The following is a 20,171-nucleotide window of genomic DNA, read 5'->3' on the forward strand; positions in this document are numbered from 1 at the left end:
GCACTTCGCCGCTGATGCGGATGGCGGTTTGTCGGGATTCGGCAAGGTTGATGATGTTGTCTGCGGTAACGGGGTGCAGGGTGATGATGGGTTTGGGGGCGGTCGGCGGCGGGGAAACGGTCGGGGGAGTCGGGGTGTTGCCGTTGGCGGGGGGGTGGTCAGCAGTGGGGTTTTTGTCGCTGCCGCTTTTGGCAAGGACGGCGGCGGTGCCGATGAGTCCTGCTGCGCCCAAGCCCCACAGCAGGGGGCTGCCGCTTGTGGCGGCAGGGGCGGTGGTGTAGCTGCCGCCACTGTTTTGCAGGGGGGCGGCTTCGGCGGGTTCTTCAACAGGGGGTTGGACGGCGCTGTCCGGACTGTTTTGTGCCGCCTGTTCGTCAAGGGCGGGGGCTTCGCCGGTAATGGGGTGCAGGACGTGTTCGGTTGCAGGGTGCTGCGGGTTCATGATGCGCTCCTGATAGATGGGTTGATGCGCTCATTTTACACCAATTCGGGGGAAATTTCTATTCGCGTCAAGGGGTAGGCTGAATCGAACCTGCCCGCAAACCGCGTTGCCCCTTGCGCCGCCGAAGCGCCCGTCATGCGCCGTTTTAACGCGCCTGCGCCAGATTCCCCGTCAGCAGATACTCCACCGTTTCGCGCACCGACTTAATCGCCGTACCAAACGGCAACGGGTCTTTGCCACGGAAAAATAAACCCTTGTCCACCTCGCCACGAAATGCCTCCGCCAATTTCAAATCAATGCAAAATTGCCCGATTTTGTCCAAACCGTCCCGCAAACCGCACACCGACAAGCAATTGATGCCCTGCGTACAACGGCGCGGGTCGGCTTTGGCATTCGCCTGCAATTTTTCCTCGCGCTTGATGTAGCTGGACAAAAACTTGGTTTTCACGCCGCGTGCAGGCAGCCCCGCCACCGACATAAACTCGACAATCTGCTCTTTTTCCGCGCCCGCCAGCGTGTTTTTGAAATTGATGTGCGCGTCCCCTTCCTGCGTAACCGCAAACGCCGTGCCGATTTGCACCGCGCTTGCGCCCCAATCTTTCAGCGCGGTACTGATTTTTTGGAAATTCGCCATGCCGCCCGCCAAAATCAAAGGGATTTTTTCGCTTTCCAAGCCCAAGTTTTTAAACACTTCCATCGTTTCGTCAATCACGCGCTTGAACTCAAATTTGGCATCGTTCACGCCCGCCACCGTCATCGCGCCCAAATGCCCTGCCGCGTGCGCGGGGTGCTCAATCACCACCGCATCGGGCAACACGCCTTTTTTCATCCAACGTTTCAACACGATGCCGATGCCGCGCGATTCCGACAAAATCGGAAACAGGGCAACGTCTTTGTTGCCGCCCGTCAGTTCCGGCAAATCAAGCGGCAGCCCCGCGCCCATCACAATCGCGTCCGCGCCCGATTCGCAGGCTTGGCGCACCAGATGCGGGTGGTCTTTCACCGCTTTCATCACGTTTACCGCAATCATGCCGCGCCCCTCGCTTTGGGCTTTGGCTTTTTGGATTTCGCGGTCAAGTGCGATTAAATTCAAGCGCGTGTATTTTTCTTCGCTGGGATTGACCTTGCTTTCGGCAAGCAAATCTTCGTGCAGGTGGCGCAAATCCACGCTGGCAATCGTGCCGATGCCGTTTTCCCGCGCCACCGCGCTGGACAGCCCCGATGCGGAAATGCCCACACCCATGCCGCCCTGCACAATGGGAATCAATTCCTTGCCGCGAATGGTTAAAGGCTCGAAAGAATGCGAGAACATGTGTTTTCCTTTGAATGTTGTTTACGGTGTGTGTCGGGGCATTGTACTCCTTTTTTTTGCAAGATGAAATCGGTACTCTATTCGATTTTCGGGCAAGGGCGCGGCAAAAACGCCGTTTCGGCAGGGAAACGGCGCGGGGTGCGGGGTTTTGGGGCAAGACGGCACGCCCTAAACGCGCTCGAGCGCGGCGGGGTGCGTTTGCGGCAAACTGTAAATCTGCGAAACCGCGTCCACCAGCATGCCCTCATCGCCCAAGCCTTTGTTCAGCACGCGGGTGGGGGCGTGCAGCAGCTTGTTGGTCAATTGCACCGACAAACGCTCCAGCACTTCTTCGGGGCGCGCGCCCTTTGCCAACTGCTTGATGGCGTTGTTCAACACATGACGGCGGGCGCGTTCGCCTTCATCGCGCAGGGCGCAAATCAGGGGGACGCGCTGACGGCTTTTTTGCCATTGGATAAATTCGTCCACCTTTTGTGCCACCATTTGTTCGGCGGCGGCGGCGGCTTCGCGGCGGGCTTCTTTGCCGTTTTGCACCATCGAGACCATGTCGTCCACCGTGTACAGATGCACGCCCGCCACTTCCGCACTTTGTGCTTCGATGTCGCGCGGCACTGCCAAATCCAACAGAAACATCGGCTTGCCGCCGCGCAATGCCATGGCGCTTTCCACCATGCCCTTGCCGACAATCGGCAGGGGTGCGGCGGTGGACGACACCACCACATCGTATTCGTACAGCAGGTGCGGCAAATCGCCGAGCAAGCAGGGCGCGGCACCGCCCGTCAAACGGTCGCACAAGGCTTGCGCCCGCGCCAGCGTGCGGTTGGCAACGGTGATTTTGGCGGGGGAAGCGGCAGCGAAATAAGTGGCGACCAATTCAATCATTTCGCCTGCGCCAATCAGCAACACATTGACTTGGTTCAGATTGCCGAAAAGCCGTTGTGCCATTTTCAGCCCCGCCGATGCCATCGATACGGTGTTGTCGCCCACACAGGTACGGCTGCGGACTTCTTTGGCGGCGGAAAAGGTTTTTTGAAACAGTGCATTGAGCCATGTGCCGATGCTGTCTTGCTGACGGGCGGCGCGCACCGCGTCTTTCATCTGACCGAGAATCTGCGGCTCGCCCAATACCATGCTGTCCAGCCCGCAGGCAACGCGGCAGGCGTGGCGCACGGTGTCGCTGCAGCCGTAGCTGTACAGATAGGGACGGATTTCCGCCACGCTCAAACGGTGGTAGTCTGCCCACCAACGGATAATTTGTTCGGCTTCGCCCACGCAATACAGCTCGGTGCGGTTGCAGGTGGACAAAATCACCGCTTCGGCGGCGGCGTTGGCGTTTAAATCGCGCAGGGCTTCGGGCAAGGTGGCGGCGGTAAACGCCAATTGCTCGCGGATGGCAAGCGGGGCGGTTTGGTGGTTCAGCCCGACAGTGGTCATCTTCATGATAATGGTTTGTATTTGCAATTATTTTTTCATGCGGCGATTATAGCAAAAAAAACCGTTGGCAAACAATCCCGTTTGTTTTTGGCTATGGTGCGGGCAAAAACGGGTTACAATCGGCACAACAGCGTTCAGGAAACCCCGAGATGGCAAAAGCCCCGAAAACCGTTTACCAATGCACAGAATGCGGCGGCAACGCCCCCAAATGGCAAGGCAAATGCCCGCATTGCGGCGAATGGAACACCTTGCAGGAAAGCCTCGCCGCGCCCGAACCGAAAAACCCGCGCTTCCAATCGTGGGCGGCGGAAACCGCGCAGGTGCAGCCTTTGGCGCAGGTGAGCGCGGCGGAAGTGCCGCGCCAGCCCACCGGCATCGGCGAGCTCGACCGCGTACTCGGCGGCGGTTTGGTGGACGGCGCGGTGATTTTGCTCGGCGGCGACCCCGGCATCGGCAAATCCACCCTGCTTTTGCAAACTTTGGCATCGGCGGCGGCGCGGCGCAAAGTGCTGTATGTGTCGGGCGAGGAATCGGCGCAACAAGTTGCTTTGCGGGCGCAACGTTTGGGCGTGCGGGCGCAGGGCGTGGATTTGTTGGCGGAAATCCGTTTGGAAGCGGTTCAGGCAGCCTTGAAACAACACCGTCCCGAAATCGTCGTCATCGATTCCATTCAAACCGTGTATTCCGATTTAATCACTTCCGCGCCCGGCTCGGTGTCGCAAGTGCGCGAGTGCGCCGCGCAGCTCACCCGCACCGCCAAACAAATGGGCATCGCCGTGATTTTGGTCGGACACGTTACCAAAGACGGTGCGATTGCCGGCCCGCGCGTGTTGGAACACATGGTGGACACCGTTTTGTATTTTGAAGGCGACCAACACTCCAACCACCGCATGATACGCGCCATCAAAAACCGTTTCGGCGCCGCCAACGAATTGGGCGTGTTCGCCATGACCGAACAAGGCTTGAAAGGCGTGTCCAATCCGTCCGCGATTTTTTTGGCGAGTTACCGCGACGACGTTTCCGGCTCGTGCGTGTTGGTTACGCAGGAAGGCACGCGCCCGCTTTTGGTGGAAATTCAGGCATTGGTGGACGATGCGCACGGTTTCACGCCGAAACGGCTCACGGTGGGCTTGGAACAAAACCGTTTGGCGATGCTGCTGGCGGTGCTGAACCGTCATGCGGGAATTGCCTGTTTTGACCGCGACGTATTTTTAAACGCGGTGGGCGGCGTGAAAATCGGCGAACCGGCGGCGGATTTGGCGGTGATTTTGGCGATGCTGTCCAGCTACCGCGACCAACCCTTGCCGCAAAAAATGGTGGCGTTCGGCGAAGTGGGCTTGGGCGGCGAAATCCGTCCCGTGCCGCGCGGACAGGAACGCCTGAAAGAAGCGGAAAAACTGGGCTTCAAACGCGCCATCGTGCCGAAAGCCAATCTGCCGCGCCAAGCGGCGGAGTTTCCAAATTTGAAACTGCACGGGGTAACGAGTTTGGCGGAAGCGGTGGACTTGTGCCGCAACGGAGATGAGGAATGACATGGAAAGAACGGCAGATGCGGGCGCGGATTGCCGCGCTGGTACGGCAGCACGCCGAACATGATGATGCGGATTCGGCACATGATTTGTCCTTGCCCGAATTGGCGCGGAAAACCGAAGCCGCCACCTTGAGCGCGGACGAAGCGGCGTATCTGATTGAAACGGTGGTGTCGGAGGCATTGGATTTTGACGAACACGGCGAGCCTGTCGGCGAAACGCTGTTTTGGGAGGCGGCGATGGATTTTTTGTTGGACAAGCATGTTTGGCAGGCTGCCTGAACGCGCGAAAACCGTTCCCGCCGTCATTCCCGCGTAGGCGGGAATCCCAGTTTTTTAAAGCCAATATTTTTGAAATGGTGAATTGGATTCCCGCATTCGCGGGAATGACGGCGTGTTTTTTGCGGCAGGGTATAGGTTGGGTTGAAGCGCAGCGCAAACCCAACAAAATCCATAAATTTTCAGAAAAACGTTGAATTTGCAATTCGTTTTAACCAAGCCTATACTTGCTTGTGCCGCGATAGAGAAAACGCATAACACAGCAAATACAGCGCAAAACCGTTTTGGGAAACAAGCAAAAGCAGGTTCAAAACATTTGCATAACAAAACAGTTTCTGTTCGCCATAACCAATATATCTAATCAAAATAATGGATTATTATTGACAATAAACACAGCCCCTTGAAAATCGATACTTCCCAAAAAAATGAAAGGTATGATAAACAATGAGAAATTTGCTGTTACTGGATAGTGGTGCGTGTGAACACCAAGCACAGGTAATTTCATGCATTCCAGAACAATCAGGATTTGCGGTGGTATGTGATGAAACCATTTTTCACCCACAAGGCGGCGGTCAGCCTGCCGATAACGGTACAATTAACGGCATTGCCGTCATGGGCGTGAAAAAACAAAACGGTACCATCGTACATTTCTTACCCGAAGCCATACCGATGGGCATCGTAACAATGCGTGTGGACAGGCAAATTCGTTACCGTCATTCGCGGCTGCATTCGGCGGGGCATCTGATTGGTCATGTGCTGGAAACGGCAGGACGTTTGAAAGCAATTAAAGCCCACCATTGGCCTGATGAAGCCAAAGTAACGTTTGACAACCCCGATGGTATTTCCGTTACTGCCGATGCGGTGCAAACATGGTTTGATGAAGCGGTGGCACGGCAGTTGCCGCGCCATGTGGCGTATCGGGGCGATGTCAGGCTGATTGGTTTCGGAACGGATTGGGCGTATCCTTGCGGCGGAACGCATGTGGCGCATACGGGGGAATTGGCGGGCGTACGCATCGAAGCGGTTTCTGTGAGAAAAGGACAACTGTCGGTGCGTTATCACGATTGATTTTTTTACTATTTACTTATTAGGTAGGGTTTAGGTTGGGTTGGGGCGCAGCGCAAACCCAACAAAATCCATAAATTTTCGGAAAAACATTGGGTTTTCACTTCGTTTCAACCCAAGCTGCGCTTGCTCATCATTCTTACATTAGAAAATTTTAATTGATGGCACGCCCTAAACCTGTCCGAATCAGGGCAAGGCATGGGGCTTTGCTTTATGTGCAGCCCTGTGCGTTGGAACATCGTTTTTTTTCGTTCCGAAATTGTAAGCATTTTATTGGATTGCAGCCCGAGCAGGGCAAAGCCGCAATCCCGATGGTTTGGGGGGTGTCATTGACCGGAAAAAACACGGCACGGTGGTTGCCGCGCAGTGGTTTTTCGGTCAGTTGATGCGGTTTTTAATGGTCGGCAGCGTGCCAAGGCTTTTCCGCGCCCGTGTGGAAAGACGGTTTTTCGCCGCCCCACAGGGCTTCGATGTTGTAATAGTCGCGCACGGCGGGCAGCATGACGTGCACGACCAAGTCGCCCGCATCGACCAGCGCCCATTCGCCGCTTTCTTGTCCTTCGCTGCCTTGCACGGTAAAGCCCGCTTCTTTCAAATCCACTGCCACGCTGTTTGCCAATGCTTTGACTTGGCGGGTGCTGTCGCCGCTTGCGATAATCATGCGGGCAAACAAGGGGGTTTTTTCGGTGGTGTCCAATACGGTGATGTTTTTGGCTTTGACGTCTTCTAGGGCTTTGACGGCGGTGTCGGTCATTTTTTGCCAGAGTTCTTGTTCGGTCATGGGCGGGGTTTCCTGAAAAATCAAATCGGGGGATTATACCGTGTTTCGGTGTTTATGCGCCCAACACTTCGCCCGCCGCCGCGCCGCGACCCGCCGCAAAGGCTGCTGCGCTCATGCGTTTGCCGCCGGCGGGCTGGAGTTCGCCGATGCGCACCGCGCCCGTGCCGCACGCCACGATGATGCCGTCCGCGTCCGCCGCCAAAATTTCGCCCGCCGCGCCCGTGCCTTGCACGGTTTGCGCCTGCCAGATTTTCAGGGTTTTGCCGCGATGGGTCGTCCACGCGGCGGGCACGGGATTAAAGGCGCGGATTTTGCGGACGATGGTGTCGGCGGGCTGCGACCAATCCAATCGCGCTTCGTCTTTGCTCAGTTTGGCGGCGTAGCTAATGCCTTGTTCGGGCTGGGGAACGGCGTTCAGGCTGCCCGTGTCGCGCAGTCGGCGCAAATCGTCTGTGATGGCGCGTGCGCCCAAACGCATCAGGGCATCGTGCAAATCGGCGGCGGTGTCGCGCTTGCCGATGGGGTGGCGGTGGGTGGTGACCACCGCTCCGGTGTCCAAACCCGCGTCCATCTGCATGATGCACACGCCGCTTTCGGCATCGCCCGCTTCAATGGCGCGTTGAATGGGGGCGGCACCGCGCCAGCGCGGCAGCAGTGAAGCGTGAATGTTCAGGCAGCCGTGCTCGGGCGCGTCCAACACCGCTTGCGGCAAAATCAGCCCGTAAGCGGCCACCACCATCACATCAATCTTTAATTCTTTCAACAGATTGGGGATTTCATCGCTGCCGCGCAAACTTGCGGGCTGTTCCACGCGCAAACCCAATGCCCGCGCCGCTTGCTTCACGGGCGGGGGTTGCAGGTTCATGCCGCGCCCTTTGGGGCGGTCGGGCTGGGTCAGCACCAAAGGCACGGCAAATTCGGTGGCGATTTCGCGCAGGGCGGCGGCGGCAAATTCGGGCGTGCCGGCAAAGGCGACTTTGAGGTTTTGGTTCATGGTTTTCCTTAATCAATCATTAATAGTGTGGGTGTTGTACAAAGCCCGCGTCCGTGCGCTGACGGTGGTGCGCCGGTAAATATTTTGCGCGTAGGTTCCGCCGTTGATGGTTTCCGTGCCGTGCAATTCAATCCGTTGGAAACCGCAATGTTGCGCCAGCGCGTTGCTGGCGGCGTTGTGGACGGCGCAACGCAGTTCGCAATGGGGCAAATCGTCCGCCACCGCGTGCAGCAGCGCGTCCAATGCGCGGCTGACGATGCCGCGCCGGTGCAGCGCGGGCGAGAGCCAGTAGCCCGCCGCCGTGCCGCGTCCGCGCCAATCGATTTCGTTAAACGACAGCGTGCCGGCCGCTTCGCCCTGCCAAAGGATGGTCCACACTTTCGCTTCGCCGCGTTCGGCTTGGGCGCGGGCGCGGGCGATAAAGGCGGCGGTTTCGGCTTCGCTTTCGGTATGGCGCACCCAGTCCAGATAGGGCGAGAGTGCGGCGCGGTGGCGGTGGATGTGGGCGAACAGCGCGGGCGCGTGTTCGGGGGCGATGGCGTGCAGCGAAAGTTCCTTATCAAGGAGAATGTGGTCGGGCAGGGCAATCATGGTAGCAGGCTCGGACGGTGTTGTTTCCGTTCAACGGTTGGTTGTGGTGGGATTGGGGGGCATTATTTGACCGAAAAAACACGGCACCGTCATTCCCGCGCATCATCGTGCGGTGGATTTCCGCGTGCGCGGGAATGACGGTATTTTTTATATTGCACCGGTTTTCAGTATCAACAGGGATTGTGCAACCTTATCTGCGCCATTATATCGTTGATGGCAGGTGTTTCCCATACGGCATCGGGGGGATGTCGTTTGGCGCATGGCAATGTAAGCGATTTTCATTTCCCGAATATTGGCTTTTAATGTTAAAATTTCCGCACGATTTGTTATTTTTTGTATGGAGGCTGTGATGGAGCAAGGCGGTTTCGGCAGCAAAGGCATGTGGCACGGCGGTTGGACGTTGCGTCAGCAGGCGGCGGTGCGCCCGATGTGGGGCGGCGGAACGTGGCTGTGGCGGGGAATGTGTTTGTTGGGCAGGCATTGGGGGCGTTGGCTGGGCTTGGGGTTGTGCGCGGCTGCTGCGTTTGCGGGCATGTGGCAGGCGGCGCAGCAGACCATTGCGGTGTTGTTTTTGATGCCTTTGTTGGTGCTGATGTTGGGCGGGGGCGTGTTGTATGCGGCTTCGATGCGGGAGCTGGAGGGGATGCCGCCGCAGTTGGGGCATTTGTTTGCCACTTTGGCATCAGACAATTATGTGAATTTGCTGATTTTGTATTTGTTGCTGGTGGGGGTGTCGTTCGGTGTCGGCGCTCCGGCGGGCGCGGTGTTGTCGGCGCTGTACCGCGACAACCCCGCCGCTTTGCTGCTGCCGCTCGCGCTGGTGTGGGTGTTGCGGATGTTGTTGTGGTTTACGCCCGCGCTGGTGTTTTTGCAAGGGGAAAACCCGTTTCGGGCGATGCGCCTGAGTGCGCGGACGGTGTTGGGCAATGTGTTGCCGATGACGGTGCTGATGACGTTGCAGGGGGCGCTGGTGGCGGGTGCGGTGGCGGCGGTGCAGTGGGTGCAGACGGCAGGGGCAGGGCGTTTGGCGGTTGCTGCGGCGGTGTTGGCGGCGTTTGTGTTGTTTCAGGTATGGAATGCGCTGTGTTGCTATGCGGCGTATCGGGACGTGTGGTTTGAACAGGACGCGCCCCCGCCGCCAAAGGTGCGGCAGCCCGTAGACGACCTGCCGGAGCAGCCGCAGCCCATTCAGAAATTTTGCAAAAACAAGGCATCATCGCGCAACAGACGCGGCGGCGGACGGCGGTGTCGCGAAACCGCTTAAAGGCATACGGTAGGCGGGTGGGGCAAAGGTGCTATCCCGCCGATAAAGCGCACAAGGGCAATCCGCGTTACAATGCGCGTTTTTGACACAAACACACCGAGAAAACACCATGCCGAAAATTACCGTCTTGCCGCACGCCGAGTTTTGCCCCGAAGGAAAAGTGATTGACGCACCAAGCGGCGAAACCGTTTGTGACGTATTGCTGGCGAACGACATCGACATCGACCACGCCTGCGAAAAATCCTGCGCCTGCACCACCTGCCATGTGATTGTCCGTCAAGGCTTTGACAGCTTGGACGAGCCATCCGAAATCGAGGAAGACCTGCTCGACCAAGCGTGGGGCTTGGAAGCACAATCGCGTTTGAGTTGTCAGGCGGTGGTGGCGGAAGCGGATTTGGTGGTGGAAATCCCCAAATACACCATCAACCACGCCCGCGAACATTAAAGCACATATATTTTCTTATCACGCCGTCATTCCCGCGCAGGCGGGAATCCAAGTTGAAACCAAACCAATATTGGACATTCCACGCTCGCCGAAAGCAGCGATGGATTCCCGCCTGCGCGGGAATGACGATGCTGTGGTTTAACTGTCCGATTGGCTTCAGGCAGCCCGAAACTGTTTCAGGCTGCCTGTAAACTTTGTTACAATCCATTGTTTATTTTTAAAAAGGAAAAAAACATGAATTACCGCATCCGCCGCGACCCAAACGGCGAAGCGCCCCCGCAAACAGACGAAAACTGGGAACGCGCCACCTTGCGCGACGTGCTGCTGGAAGCCTACCGCGAACAACGCCGCGCCCGCGTGTGGAAAGCCGTGTGGCGCGGCGTGGGCTTGCTGGTGTTTTTAAGCGTGATGGCGGGGCTGATGGGCAAGGGCGGCAACGAAGATGCCAAACCCAACGGCGCACACACCGCCGTGATTGATTTGGTGGGCGAAATCGGCGGCGACGAATACACCGACCACGTTGCCATTTTGCGCGAAGGCATGGAAGCCGCCTACGAAAACAAAAATGTCAAAGCCATCATTATCCGCGCCAACAGTCCGGGCGGCTCGCCCGTTGTTTCCAATGTGGCGTTTGAAGAAGTGCGCCGCCTCAAAGCCGAACACAAAGACATTCCCGTTTACGCCGTTGCCGAAGACATGTGCGCTTCGGGCTGCTACTACATCGCCGCCGCCGCCGACAAAATCTATGCCGACCCGTCCAGCATTGTCGGCAGCATCGGCGTGGTCGGCAGCAGCTTTGACGCAACGGGCTTGATGGACAAACTCGGCATCAAACGCCGCACCCGCACCGCCGGCAGCAACAAAGGCATGGGCGACCCGTTCAGCCCCGAAACGCCCGAACAAATCGCCATTTGGCAGCAAATGCTCAACGAAATCCACGGCGAATTTATCAAAGCCGTGCGTACGGGTCGCGGAAACCGTTTGAAAGAAAAAGAAAATCCCGATGTGTTTAGCGGGCGCGTGTACACCGGCTTGCAAGCGCAGAAAGTCGGGCTGACGGACGGCACCGGCAATATTTACAGCGTGGCGCGGGATGTGGCAAAAGCCCCCGAGCTGGTGGACTACACCCCGCAGCAGGACGAATTGACCCGCTTGCTCAGCCGCCGTTTGCGGGCGGAAGTGAAAACGCAGGTATCGGCTTGGCTCGACAAAATGTGGTAACGCCGCATCAAAAGCCCCGCCTAGCCCCAAGCGCATACCGTACCGGCACGGTATGCGTTTGCTTATTGGGAAAATGAAGTCCGCCGGATTTTTACAAAAATTGCATCAAACTGCCATAAAAACAAAATTTCTTTACATAAAATGGCAAATTGAACGGGCGTAGGTGTTTTGCACTTGGCAAAGGCGGGAAAAACGGCTAATATGCTTACAACTGATTACAACAAGAACACCTTACAGGCTTTACGGTCTTGCTTTTTACTCCTTTCGGGCAAGACCGTGAGGGCAGCCGAAAGGCTGCGGGGTTTTCAACCCCATGTTTGTGAAGCGTAAAATCTCTGATTTGAGGTATTTCAGGCAGCCTTGTCGCTGCCTGTTTTTTTGTCTTTCGATTACGCGGTTTGCCGTTTCGCGCAGATGAGGTTGTCCAACGCCCACGCGCCGCTGCCCGCCGCCGCCAAATACAGGAAAATAAAGCAGAACAAGGCTGCCGGTTCGCCGCCGTTCATCAAGGGCAGCAACACCGCGCCTTGCGAAGCGTGCGCCATAAAATACGCCACCGCCATCATGCCCGACAGCACAAAGGCAACGGGGCGGGTAAACAAGCCCAGCAGCAGCAAACCGCCGCCGGCCACCTCCAGCACGCCCGCCGCGCCCAGCATGGAAAACAAAGGCATATTGTCAAAACGCTCGATGTGCGGCAGCGCAAACAGCTTGGCAGTGCCGTGCAGCAAAAACATATACGCCGAAGTAATGCGCAGCAAACCCAGCACAAACGGCTGGAATTTTTGCAAAGGATTGTTGTGAAGCATCATCTCTCCTGATGGTTGTCAAAACCGCAAATTATAACAGAACGGTTCAGCCGTTCAAATTCGCCGAATGCTCGCGCGTTTCGTGGAACACGATGTCCGGCCAACGCTCCATCGTCAAATTCAAATTCACGCGGTTGGGCGCAAGATACGCCAAATTTCCGCCCGCATCGGTGGACAAATTCGCCGCATTCGCCTTTTCAAATTCCGCCAATTTTTTCTTGTCGGCGCACGACACCCACCGTGCAGACCACACCGACACATTGTCAAACACCGCTTCCACGCCGTATTCCGCCGCCAGCCGCGCCGTTACCACCTCAAATTGCAACACGCCCACCGCGCCCAAAATCAAATCCGCACCCGAATGCGGCTTGAACACCTGCACCGCGCCTTCTTCGCCGAGTTGTTGCAAACCTTTTTGTAGTTGTTTGATTTTTAGGGGATTTTTGATGCGGACGCTGCGGAACAGTTCGGGCGCGAAAAACGGAATGCCGGTAAACGCCAACGCCTCGCCTTCGGAAAAACTGTCGCCAATCTGAATGTTGCCGTGATTGGGAATGCCGATGATGTCGCCCGCATACGCCTCTTCCACCAACTCGCGCTCGTGCGACATAAACGTTACCACACTGGACGCGGCAATGTCGCGGTTGATGCGTAAGTGTTTGATTTTCATGCCGCGTTCAAATTTTCCCGAACACACGCGCAAAAAGGCGATGCGGTCGCGGTGTTTCGGGTCCATATTCGCCTGAATTTTAAAGATAAAGCCTGAAAACTTGCTTTCATCGGGCGACACTTGGCGCACGCCGGCATCACGCGGCTGCGGCGCGGGCGCCCACTCAATCAGCGCGTTCAAAATTTCCTGTACGCCGAAGTTGTTAATCGCCGAGCCGAAAAACACGGGCGTGAGTTCGCCTGCCAAAAATTCTTCTAAATCAAACTCATTCGAGGCTGCCTGCACCAATTCAATCTCATCGCGCAGTTGCGCCATTTCCATCGGGAACAGTTCGTCCAAACGCGGGTTGTCAATGCCTTGAATAATTTCAAATTCGTGCGGCAGTTTTTCGCCGCCCGCGTCAAACAGGTAAATCTCATCGTTGAGAATGTGGTACACGCCTTTGAAATTTTTGCCCATACCGATGGGCCAAGTTACGGGCGCACAACGGATTTTCAAGATGTTTTCCACTTCGTCCAGCAATTCCAGCGAATCGCGCACTTCGCGGTCGTATTTGTTCATAAAGGTAACGATAGGGGTGTGGCGCATGCGGCAAACGTTTAATAATTTAATGGTTTGCGCTTCCACGCCTTTGGCGGCGTCGATGACCATCAGGGCGCTGTCCACCGCCGTGAGTACGCGGTAGGTGTCTTCGGAAAAATCTTGGTGGCCGGGCGTGTCCAGCAGATTGACAGTGTGGTCGCGGTAGGGGAACTGCATCACCGATGACGCCACCGAAATGCCGCGCTGCTGCTCGATTTCCATCCAGTCGGACGTGGCGAATTTGCCGGATTTTTTGCCTTTTACCGTGCCCGCGCTCAAAATCGCGCCGGAGAACAGCAGCAGTTTTTCGGTGAGTGTGGTTTTGCCGGCATCGGGGTGGGAGATGATGGCGAAGGTGCGGCGGCGGCGGACGTGGTCGGGAATGGCAGACATGGTGTTGTTTCGGAATGATAAAGGTGGAAAAATGCTTTTCAGGCAGCCTGAAATCGCGGCTGCCTGAAAAACAGTATTGTAAAACGTTAGCAGGATTGTGCCAACAAGGTTGCCGTGCGATATTGCCGCACGTTTCCGCTTCCGCCCGCAACAATGCGCGGCATCGTCAATTACGCCATGCCCGTTACGGACGGTAATCTTCAAATTCCCAATCGGTATAACGGTTTAATTTCCCGGCAATTTCATGCCAATTATCGCCGTTGATGCTGTTCAGCAGCTTTTGAATGGCTTGCTTAATCTCTTGAAAATCATAGCATTCCACAATCAGCCACGCTTTGGCGAACAATGTACCGCGATGGTGTGCCGATAACCATTTGGGCGTACACACCGACAAATAAAATAAATCGGCAGCATCGCCATCGTCCGCGCCGACAGACAAAGCCAAATACAACATAAAATTATCGGGTTCGGGCGGGCGGTATGCCGCCAAATTTTGCACAATCTCCGCACAATCCAAGCTTTTTAAGACGGGTTTCATGAGCTTGTCTCGGATTTTCGTTCGCGCAACCACGCCAAAGCCGCTGCTTTTTCCTGCTCGTTGCCGTATTGCACATCGCGCTGGGCGCGGCGGAACGCGGCTTTTTCGCGCTCTTCGGCAAGGCGGCGTTGGCGGAACTGTTCGCGGTTGGCGGGGGCGGACGCGGCTTGGTTTTGCGCCCGCGCCATCGCCTGTGCAATCAGCGCGGCGGCGTTGGGAACGGCGGGCGTTGCCGAAGTTTGGTTCGGATTGGGTTTCGGTTTTTTGGCGGCGGCACGGCGGGCGTTGCGGTTTTGGTAGCGGCTTTGCGCGTGCGCGGCTGCCTGAAAACGCGCTTCGGTTTCGTGCGTACCGAGAAAACGGTGGCGCGGCAGACAGGCATCTTCCGTGCCGACCATCTCGATGCAGTCCACCGGACAGGACGGCACGCACAAGCCGCAGCCCGTGCATTCGTCCGCCAACACCGTGTGCATCTGCTTGGTCGCGCCCATAATCGCATCAACGGGGCAAACGCGGATGCACGCCGCGCAACCGATGCACACGTTTTCGTCAATCAGCGCAAGCGCGGGCGTTTGCGTTTTGGCGGGGGCTTGCGGCGGACGGCGCAGCAATGCCGCCAAGTCGCGCATTACTATTTCGCCGCCGGGCGCACACAAATTCACCGCCGCTTCGCCCGCCACCAACGCCGCCGCATACGGTTCGCAGCCGTCATAGCCGCACTCGCGGCATTGGGTTTGCGGCAACAGGCGGTTGATGGTATGAAGGTTTATCTTGTTCATTCATCTGCAATCTTAATCACGATTTTGCCTTTCGCCCGCCCCTGCTCGCTGTATGCCAACGCCTGTTGCGTGTCGTCAAAGGCGAACACCTTGTCAATCACGGGCAGGACTTTGCCCTGTTCCGCCCACGCGCCGATTTCTGCCAACTGCCCGCCATCGGGACGCATAAACAGAAAATCATAAACCGCGCCGTGTTTTTTCGCGGCAAGGTGCAGGGGCGCGGACGCCAGCGCAAACAGGATTTTTTTGTAAAACGGCAAACCCCATTCGTCCGCCAGTTGCGCGGTCGGGACGGCAGACACGCTGACCACTTTCGCGCCCCGTTTCACCACCCGAAACGATTTTCTCAACGCATCGCCGCCCAGCGTGTCCAACACGCCGTCATAACCGCGCAGTTGTTCGCTGAAATCTTCCGTTTTGTAATCAATGATTAAATCCGCGCCCAAACGTTCCACCAACGCCCGTCCCGCCGCGCTCGCGGTGGTGGCGACAAACAAGCCCATTGCTTTGGCGATTTGAATCGCCGCCGTGCCGACGCCGCCCGCGCCCGCGTGAATCAATACTTTGTCGCCGGCTTGCAGCTTCATGCGCTCGTGCAGGGCTTGGTAGGCGGTCAGCGCCGCCAACGGCAGCGATGCGCTTTCGGTAAAGTTTAAATGCGGCGGTTTTTTGGCAAGGTGTTGTTTTTTGATGGCGATGTATTCGGCAAACGTGCCCATGCGGTCTTTGTCGGCGCGTCCGTACACGGCATCGCCTACGGCAAATTCGCGGACGTTGTCGCCGACTGCCGCCACGATGCCCGCCAAATCGTTGCCCAAAATCAGGGGCATGGGGTAGTCAATCAGCAGTTTCAGTCGTCCGTCCCGAATTTTGAAATCCACAGAATTGACACCTGCGGCAAGGATTTTCACCAGCACATCGTCTTTGCCGATGGCGGGGGTGGGGACGGTGGTTTTTTCCACGTTTTTCTGACCGTAAGCTTGAATGGTCATGGCGTGCATGGTGGCGGGAATGGCTTGTTCCATCGTAATTTCCTAAAAGATTTGCGACAAAATTTCAGGCTGCCTGAAAATGTTAAAATATAGCCTATTTTCTTGTCGTTTTGTCATAAACCATGCAAATACGCAAAGCCTTCAAATTTGAATTGATGCCCAACGGCACACAAACCCGTAAGATGAAACAATTTTGCGGCTGTGCGCGTTTCGTGTTCAACCGTGCTTTGGCGTATCAGAACGAGCAATATCAACAGGATTGTTCGTTCAAATTCAGTTACACCAAAATTGCCAATCTCTTGCCCGAATGGAAAAAAGAATTGGCGTGGTTAAAAGATTGCTACAGCCAAGTTTTACAGCAAAGTTTGAAAGACTTGGAAAGCGCATTTAAAAACTTTTTTGCCAAACGTGCGGATTTTCCCAAATTCAAACGCAAGGGCGAAAAAGACCGTTTCCGTTTTCCGCAAGGTTGCAAATTGGAGCAGGGCAACGCACGCATTTGGCTGCCGAAAATCGGTTGGGTGCGCTATCGCAACGCCGTCAGGTAAACGGTGTAATCAAAAACGTAACGGTCAGCCAAAAATGCGGTAAATGGTTTGTTTCCATTCAAACAGAGTTTGAGCAAGAAATCCCGACCCCGAAAGGCGGAGCAATCGGGATTGATATGGGCATTGTACGTTTCGCCACTTTGTCAAACGGCGAATATTTTTATCCCGCCAATGCGTTTCAAACTTTAAAAGGCAAGTTGGCAAAACTGCAAAAACGGTTCAAACATAAAACCAAGTTTTCAAACAATTGGCAGAAGTTGAAAACCAAAATAGCCAAACTGCACCACAAAATCGCCAACATCCGTAAAAACCACCTGCATCAAATCACCAACGCAATCAGCCAAAACCACGCGCTTGTGTTTGTGGAGGATTTGCAGGTGGCGAATATGTCCAAGCGTGCAACAAATCAAAATGTCAAAGCCAAATCGGGCTTAAACCGTGCGATTTTAGACCAATCTTGGTTTGAATTCCGCCGTCAATTGGATTACAAATTGTTGTGGCGCGGCGGGCATCTGATTGCCGTTCCGCCGCAAAATACCAGCCGTTGCTGTCCTGCCTGTAACCGCACGGCAAAGGAAAACCGCATCACGCAGGAAAAGTTTGAATGTGTGCGATGCGGCTATCAGAATAATGCCGATGTGGTCGGCGCAATCAACGTACTTTTGCGCGGTCAGGAAGTTTTGACCGCGCAAAAGTAAGGCAGGTTTCAGGGCAGGAAGTGTCCGCAGCGTCTGTGAAGTGAACCGTGCGGTTAGGCGGTCAGCAGCAGAAACCCGCCGAAGCGGGTAACGAAATTTCGTTGCCGCAGTAGGAAGCCCCTGCATTGATGCAGGGGTGGACTTCATTTCCCCATTTTCAACTTCTGCCACAAAGTGGTGGTGGTTTTTTTGGCTTCATCGCTCATTTGCGGCATCACGAAGCCGTTTTTCATGTCGTCCGCAGTCGGGAAGATGGAGCGGGTTTCCACCAGTTCTTTCGGCAGTTTTTCACGCGCGGGCAGGCTGGCGGGCGCAAAGGTAACTTCCATGGCGTTTTTGGCGGCAATGTCGCCGTCCAGTGTGTAGCTGATGTATTTGTGCGCGTTGGCAACGTTTTTCGCGTCTTTCGGAATCACCCAAGATTCCACCCAAAAGCCCATGCCTTTCGGGGTCAGTACTTCGATGCCGACATTGCTTTTCACTTCTTCGGAGCGTTTTTTCGCCATGTTCAGGTCGCCGCCGTTGCCTGCCACCAAGCAGAAATCGCCACGCGCCAAGGCGTCAATGTAGGACGCGCTGAACTGTTTGACATCGGGACGGATGGATTGCAATACTTCTGCGGCAGCTTGCAAATCTTCGGGATTGTCGCCTTTGGGGTCTTTGCCGATGTAGTTCAACACAATGGGGAACATTTCGCTGGGCGTGTCCCACAATGCCACGCCGCATTGTTTGAGTTTGTTGGTGTATTCGGGCTTGAACAGCAAGTCCCAGCCGTTTTCAGGCAGCTTGTCTTTGCCGCCGATGGCTTCCAAGCCTTTGGCGGTAATCGCCAAAGTGTTCACGCCGGAAAAATACGGTACGGCGTATTCGTTGCCGGGGTCGGCGGTTTCCAGCAGTTTGAGCAATTCGGGGTCAATGTTTTTGTAATTGGGAATCAGGTCTTTATTGATTTTCTGATACGCGCCCGCCTGAATTTGGCGCGGCAGAAAAGCGATGCCCGGCACCGCCAAGTCGTAACCGGATTTGCCGGTGAGCATTTTGGCTTCAAGCGCTTCGTTGTTTTCGTATTCGGTGTAGGTGAGCTTCAGATTGTTGTCTTTTTTGAAGGCATCAACGGTACTCATGTCCACATAGTTGGACCAGTTGAAAATATTGAGCGCGTCTGTTTGCGGCAGTTCGGCGGCGGCGGGAGCGGACGCGCCGTTTGCTCCCGATGCGGGGGCGGCGGCGGTTTTTTGTTCGGCGTTTTGCTGTCCGCCGCAAGCGGCAAGGGCAAACAGGACAACGGTGCTCAACAGATGTTTTTTCATCAAAATTCCTTTTCGATTGAAACCCCGCCGCAGACGGCGGTAAAATAAAATTCGGGGCATGTCCCCGACCAATCAGGGCGACACGCAGAACCATGGCAAACGTACCGCCCTGCGTGTTGAAACGGCTATCTTCTCTTGAATTTGGGAAAGAAAAGGGCGATTTTAGCAAAATTTTACGCGGCGGGGGTGCTTGGGTTTACAATGGGCTTTATCTTACATACACGGACACGCAACCATGAGACCCGAAGCGGTTTTTTTTGACTTGGACGGCACACTCGCCGACACCGCGCCCGACTTGGGCGGTGCACTCAACACTTTGCTGGCAAGCCGTTTTTTGCCTGCCGTATTGCCCGAACGCTACCGCCCGATGGCGGGACACGGCTCGGTTGCGCTGCTGGCATTGGCGGGCATTACCCCGCAAAGCGCGGATTTTGCCCGATGGCAACAAGACTATTTAAACGAATACGCCCGCCGCGAACACCAAAGCAGCACATTATTTGACGGCGTGGCAGACCTGCTGGACGGCTTGGCACGGCGCGGACTGACGTGGGGCATCATCACCAACAAACCGCAACGCTTTACCGAACGGCTGTTGGCAAAACTGGCATTGCCCGTGCCGCCCGATGTGGTGGTGTGCGGCGACACCTGTGCCGAACCGAAACCGAGTGCGCTGCCGATGCTGTACGCTTGCGAACAAACGGGCGTGCCGCCTGAACACTGCCTTTACGTTGGCGATGCCGAGCGCGACATGCAGGCAGGACGGGCGGCAGGCATGACCACCGTGTTGGCGCGTTGGGGCTACATTCCCGCCCACGAACGTCCGCAGCAGTGGGATTGGGATTATGAAGTGTACGAACCCGCCGATATTCTGACGTTGCCCTGTTTTTTTGATTAGAACATATTATCAACACCATACCACCGTTATTCCCTGTTTGTACGGGCACAACGGTGGTGTGTTTGTTTCACTTAAAAACAACGGCAAGTTTTGGATACGTCATTATTTGAACTTTTCTACTGAAAATCAGTGAAATATACAAATGTGCCGTCATTTCCGCGCAGGCTAATCGGCACGCACCCAAGTTTGCGTGCGCCCCAACAGCGATACGCCAAAATAACCGCGCACTTTCAAAGCCTTGCCGTCTGCGGAGAGCTCGGCTTTGGCTTTGTAGGTTTTGCCGCCTTTGGGGTCAAAGATTTTACCGCCTTCGTAAGTTTGCTCATCGCCTTTCAAGCCGGTCAGCACCACCATGCCCACCAAGGGGCGTTTGTCTTCGCACGCGGGACAAACGTTTTCCACACCCTGCGCCAACGACACGATTTTGCCTTGATAAGCCGCGCCGCTCTTGCTGATGTGCACAACGGCTTTGGGTTTGCCGGTTTTGTCGTCCGTAGTGCGCCATTTGCCTTCAATCGGTGCCGCCGACACCGCCAACGCTGCGCCCAGCGCGAACAGTCCGAACAGAATTTTTTGCATGGGATTTTCCTTACCGTGTTTA

At 55.8% G+C, this 20,171-nt stretch carries 20 protein-coding genes and 1 pseudogene; 8 read left to right on the forward strand and 13 right to left on the reverse strand.

Annotation, left to right across the window (positions count from 1 at the left end; translation table 11 throughout):
- The 3 genes from G392_RS12050 to hemA form a co-directional block, all read right to left on the reverse strand.
- On the reverse strand, nt 1–442 hold a 442-nt coding region (locus tag G392_RS12050; RefSeq protein WP_034334389.1), incomplete at its 3' end, for a hypothetical protein.
- 145 nt (nt 443–587) lie between these two features.
- The gene (locus G392_RS0103840) at nt 588–1,754 is read right to left on the reverse strand and encodes an NAD(P)H-dependent flavin oxidoreductase (RefSeq protein WP_027009163.1); all 1,167 of its coding nucleotides are present in this window, start codon (nt 1,752–1,754) and stop codon (nt 588–590) included.
- A gap of 168 nt (nt 1,755–1,922) precedes the next feature.
- Nucleotides 1,923–3,194 carry a glutamyl-tRNA reductase gene (hemA, locus tag G392_RS0103845; RefSeq protein ID WP_027009164.1) on the reverse strand — a complete coding sequence of 424 codons (1,272 nt, stop codon included), beginning with the start codon at nt 3,192–3,194 and terminating at the stop codon, nt 1,923–1,925.
- A gap of 143 nt (nt 3,195–3,337) precedes the next feature.
- On the opposite strand from hemA, the gene radA reads away from it, so the two are divergent.
- The 3 genes from radA (at nt 3,338) to G392_RS0103875 (ending at nt 6,063) form a co-directional block, all read left to right on the forward strand.
- Nucleotides 3,338–4,720, forward strand: coding sequence for a DNA repair protein RadA (gene radA, locus G392_RS0103855; protein WP_027009165.1), 1,383 nt, complete (start codon nt 3,338–3,340; stop codon nt 4,718–4,720).
- A complete protein-coding gene (locus G392_RS0103860) occupies nt 4,717–4,998 on the forward strand; it encodes a hypothetical protein (protein ID WP_027009166.1) in 282 nt (93 codons plus the stop codon). The genes radA and G392_RS0103860 overlap by 4 nt, the downstream gene beginning before the upstream one ends.
- Before the next feature lie 528 nt (nt 4,999–5,526).
- Nucleotides 5,527–6,063 (forward strand): alanyl-tRNA editing protein, encoded by a 537-nt coding sequence (locus G392_RS0103875; protein ID WP_051255565.1) that lies wholly within the window; start codon nt 5,527–5,529, stop codon nt 6,061–6,063.
- 391 nt (nt 6,064–6,454) lie between these two features.
- Here the strand turns inward: G392_RS0103875 and rsfS are convergent, their stop codons facing one another.
- From rsfS to G392_RS0103890, 3 genes are read right to left on the reverse strand one after another with little or no spacing between them, the layout of a single operon-like run.
- Nucleotides 6,455–6,841, reverse strand: coding sequence for a ribosome silencing factor (gene rsfS, locus G392_RS0103880; RefSeq protein WP_027009168.1), 387 nt, complete (start codon nt 6,839–6,841; stop codon nt 6,455–6,457).
- A 52-nt stretch (nt 6,842–6,893) separates the two neighbouring features.
- Nucleotides 6,894–7,835 (reverse strand): methionyl-tRNA formyltransferase, encoded by a 942-nt coding sequence (fmt, locus tag G392_RS0103885; RefSeq protein WP_027009169.1) that lies wholly within the window; start codon nt 7,833–7,835, stop codon nt 6,894–6,896.
- Between the two features lie 12 nt (nt 7,836–7,847).
- Nucleotides 7,848–8,426: a GNAT family N-acetyltransferase gene (locus G392_RS0103890; RefSeq protein ID WP_027009170.1), complete on the reverse strand. Its 579-nt coding sequence runs from the start codon at nt 8,424–8,426 to the stop codon at nt 7,848–7,850.
- 349 nt (nt 8,427–8,775) lie between these two features.
- On the opposite strand from G392_RS0103890, the gene G392_RS0103895 reads away from it, so the two are divergent.
- The 3 genes from G392_RS0103895 to G392_RS0103905 all read left to right on the forward strand — a co-directional run bounded on the left by G392_RS0103895 (nt 8,776) and on the right by G392_RS0103905 (nt 11,356).
- Nucleotides 8,776–9,690, forward strand: coding sequence for a hypothetical protein (locus G392_RS0103895; RefSeq protein ID WP_027009171.1), 915 nt, complete (start codon nt 8,776–8,778; stop codon nt 9,688–9,690).
- A 109-nt stretch (nt 9,691–9,799) separates the two neighbouring features.
- Complete coding sequence (gene fdx, locus G392_RS0103900; RefSeq protein ID WP_027009172.1) at nt 9,800–10,135, forward strand: ISC system 2Fe-2S type ferredoxin; 336 nt, start codon at nt 9,800–9,802, stop codon at nt 10,133–10,135.
- A gap of 234 nt (nt 10,136–10,369) precedes the next feature.
- Nucleotides 10,370–11,356 (forward strand): S49 family peptidase, encoded by a 987-nt coding sequence (locus tag G392_RS0103905; RefSeq protein WP_027009173.1) that lies wholly within the window; start codon nt 10,370–10,372, stop codon nt 11,354–11,356.
- Nucleotides 11,357–11,745: 389 nt separating this feature from the next.
- Here G392_RS0103905 and G392_RS0103910 read toward each other — a convergent pair whose 3' ends face one another.
- The 5 genes from G392_RS0103910 to G392_RS0103930 all read right to left on the reverse strand — a co-directional run bounded on the left by G392_RS0103910 (nt 11,746) and on the right by G392_RS0103930 (nt 16,152).
- Nucleotides 11,746–12,168, reverse strand: a complete 423-nt coding sequence (locus tag G392_RS0103910; RefSeq protein ID WP_027009174.1) for a DoxX family protein — start codon at nt 12,166–12,168, stop codon at nt 11,746–11,748.
- Nucleotides 12,169–12,211: 43 nt separating this feature from the next.
- Entirely contained in the window at nt 12,212–13,810 is a 1,599-nt protein-coding gene (locus tag G392_RS0103915; protein ID WP_027009175.1) for a peptide chain release factor 3, read from the reverse strand.
- Between the two features lie 184 nt (nt 13,811–13,994).
- The gene (locus tag G392_RS0103920) at nt 13,995–14,348 is read right to left on the reverse strand and encodes an immunity 8 family protein (RefSeq protein WP_027009176.1); all 354 of its coding nucleotides are present in this window, start codon (nt 14,346–14,348) and stop codon (nt 13,995–13,997) included.
- Nucleotides 14,345–15,127, reverse strand: coding sequence for an RnfABCDGE type electron transport complex subunit B (locus G392_RS0103925; RefSeq protein ID WP_027009177.1), 783 nt, complete (start codon nt 15,125–15,127; stop codon nt 14,345–14,347). The genes G392_RS0103920 and G392_RS0103925 overlap by 4 nt, the downstream gene beginning before the upstream one ends.
- Nucleotides 15,124–16,152 (reverse strand): NADP-dependent oxidoreductase, encoded by a 1,029-nt coding sequence (locus tag G392_RS0103930; protein ID WP_245571919.1) that lies wholly within the window; start codon nt 16,150–16,152, stop codon nt 15,124–15,126. The genes G392_RS0103925 and G392_RS0103930 overlap by 4 nt, the downstream gene beginning before the upstream one ends.
- Before the next feature lie 149 nt (nt 16,153–16,301).
- Here G392_RS0103930 and G392_RS12055 point away from each other — a divergent pair.
- Nucleotides 16,302–17,365: pseudogene (locus G392_RS12055) on the forward strand (RNA-guided endonuclease InsQ/TnpB family protein).
- Nucleotides 17,366–17,508: 143 nt separating this feature from the next.
- On the opposite strand, the gene G392_RS0103940 reads toward G392_RS12055, so the two are convergent.
- Nucleotides 17,509–18,675, reverse strand: a complete 1,167-nt coding sequence (locus G392_RS0103940; protein ID WP_027009179.1) for an extracellular solute-binding protein — start codon at nt 18,673–18,675, stop codon at nt 17,509–17,511.
- Nucleotides 18,676–18,910: 235 nt separating this feature from the next.
- Here G392_RS0103940 and G392_RS0103945 point away from each other — a divergent pair, with 235 nt between their 5' ends.
- Nucleotides 18,911–19,570, forward strand: a complete 660-nt coding sequence (locus G392_RS0103945; RefSeq protein WP_027009180.1) for an HAD family hydrolase — start codon at nt 18,911–18,913, stop codon at nt 19,568–19,570.
- Between the two features lie 165 nt (nt 19,571–19,735).
- Here G392_RS0103945 and G392_RS0103950 read toward each other — a convergent pair whose 3' ends face one another.
- On the reverse strand, nt 19,736–20,149 hold the full coding sequence (locus G392_RS0103950; protein WP_051255566.1) for a DUF2147 domain-containing protein: 414 nt from the start codon (nt 20,147–20,149) through the stop codon (nt 19,736–19,738).
- Nucleotides 20,150–20,171 lie beyond the last annotated feature (22 nt).

The organism is Conchiformibius kuhniae DSM 17694 (assembly GCF_000428785.1).
Taxonomy (GTDB): domain Bacteria; phylum Pseudomonadota; class Gammaproteobacteria; order Burkholderiales; family Neisseriaceae; genus Conchiformibius; species Conchiformibius kuhniae.

Bases quoted from the DNA above. Each gene is read 5' to 3' on its own strand.
- G392_RS0103915 (WP_027009175.1), bottom strand. From the start codon at position 13,810: ATGTCTGCCATTCCCGACCACGTCCGCCGCCGCCGCACCTTCGCCATC.
- G392_RS0103840 (WP_027009163.1), bottom strand. From the start codon at position 1,754: ATGTTCTCGCATTCTTTCGAGCCTTTAACCATTCGCGGCAAGGAATTG.
- G392_RS0103895 (WP_027009171.1), top strand. From the start codon at position 8,776: ATGGAGCAAGGCGGTTTCGGCAGCAAAGGCATGTGGCACGGCGGTTGG.
- G392_RS0103910 (WP_027009174.1), bottom strand. From the start codon at position 12,168: ATGATGCTTCACAACAATCCTTTGCAAAAATTCCAGCCGTTTGTGCTG.
- radA (WP_027009165.1), top strand. From the start codon at position 3,338: ATGGCAAAAGCCCCGAAAACCGTTTACCAATGCACAGAATGCGGCGGC.
- G392_RS0103860 (WP_027009166.1), top strand. From the start codon at position 4,717: ATGACATGGAAAGAACGGCAGATGCGGGCGCGGATTGCCGCGCTGGTA.
- G392_RS0103940 (WP_027009179.1), bottom strand. From the start codon at position 18,675: ATGAAAAAACATCTGTTGAGCACCGTTGTCCTGTTTGCCCTTGCCGCT.
- G392_RS0103920 (WP_027009176.1), bottom strand. From the start codon at position 14,348: ATGAAACCCGTCTTAAAAAGCTTGGATTGTGCGGAGATTGTGCAAAAT.
- G392_RS0103905 (WP_027009173.1), top strand. From the start codon at position 10,370: ATGAATTACCGCATCCGCCGCGACCCAAACGGCGAAGCGCCCCCGCAA.
- G392_RS0103925 (WP_027009177.1), bottom strand. From the start codon at position 15,127: ATGAACAAGATAAACCTTCATACCATCAACCGCCTGTTGCCGCAAACC.
- G392_RS0103950 (WP_051255566.1), bottom strand. From the start codon at position 20,149: ATGCAAAAAATTCTGTTCGGACTGTTCGCGCTGGGCGCAGCGTTGGCG.
- hemA (WP_027009164.1), bottom strand. From the start codon at position 3,194: ATGAAGATGACCACTGTCGGGCTGAACCACCAAACCGCCCCGCTTGCC.
- fmt (WP_027009169.1), bottom strand. From the start codon at position 7,835: ATGAACCAAAACCTCAAAGTCGCCTTTGCCGGCACGCCCGAATTTGCC.
- rsfS (WP_027009168.1), bottom strand. From the start codon at position 6,841: ATGACCGAACAAGAACTCTGGCAAAAAATGACCGACACCGCCGTCAAA.
- G392_RS0103930 (WP_245571919.1), bottom strand. From the start codon at position 16,152: ATGGAACAAGCCATTCCCGCCACCATGCACGCCATGACCATTCAAGCT.
- G392_RS0103890 (WP_027009170.1), bottom strand. From the start codon at position 8,426: ATGATTGCCCTGCCCGACCACATTCTCCTTGATAAGGAACTTTCGCTG.
- fdx (WP_027009172.1), top strand. From the start codon at position 9,800: ATGCCGAAAATTACCGTCTTGCCGCACGCCGAGTTTTGCCCCGAAGGA.
- G392_RS0103945 (WP_027009180.1), top strand. From the start codon at position 18,911: ATGAGACCCGAAGCGGTTTTTTTTGACTTGGACGGCACACTCGCCGAC.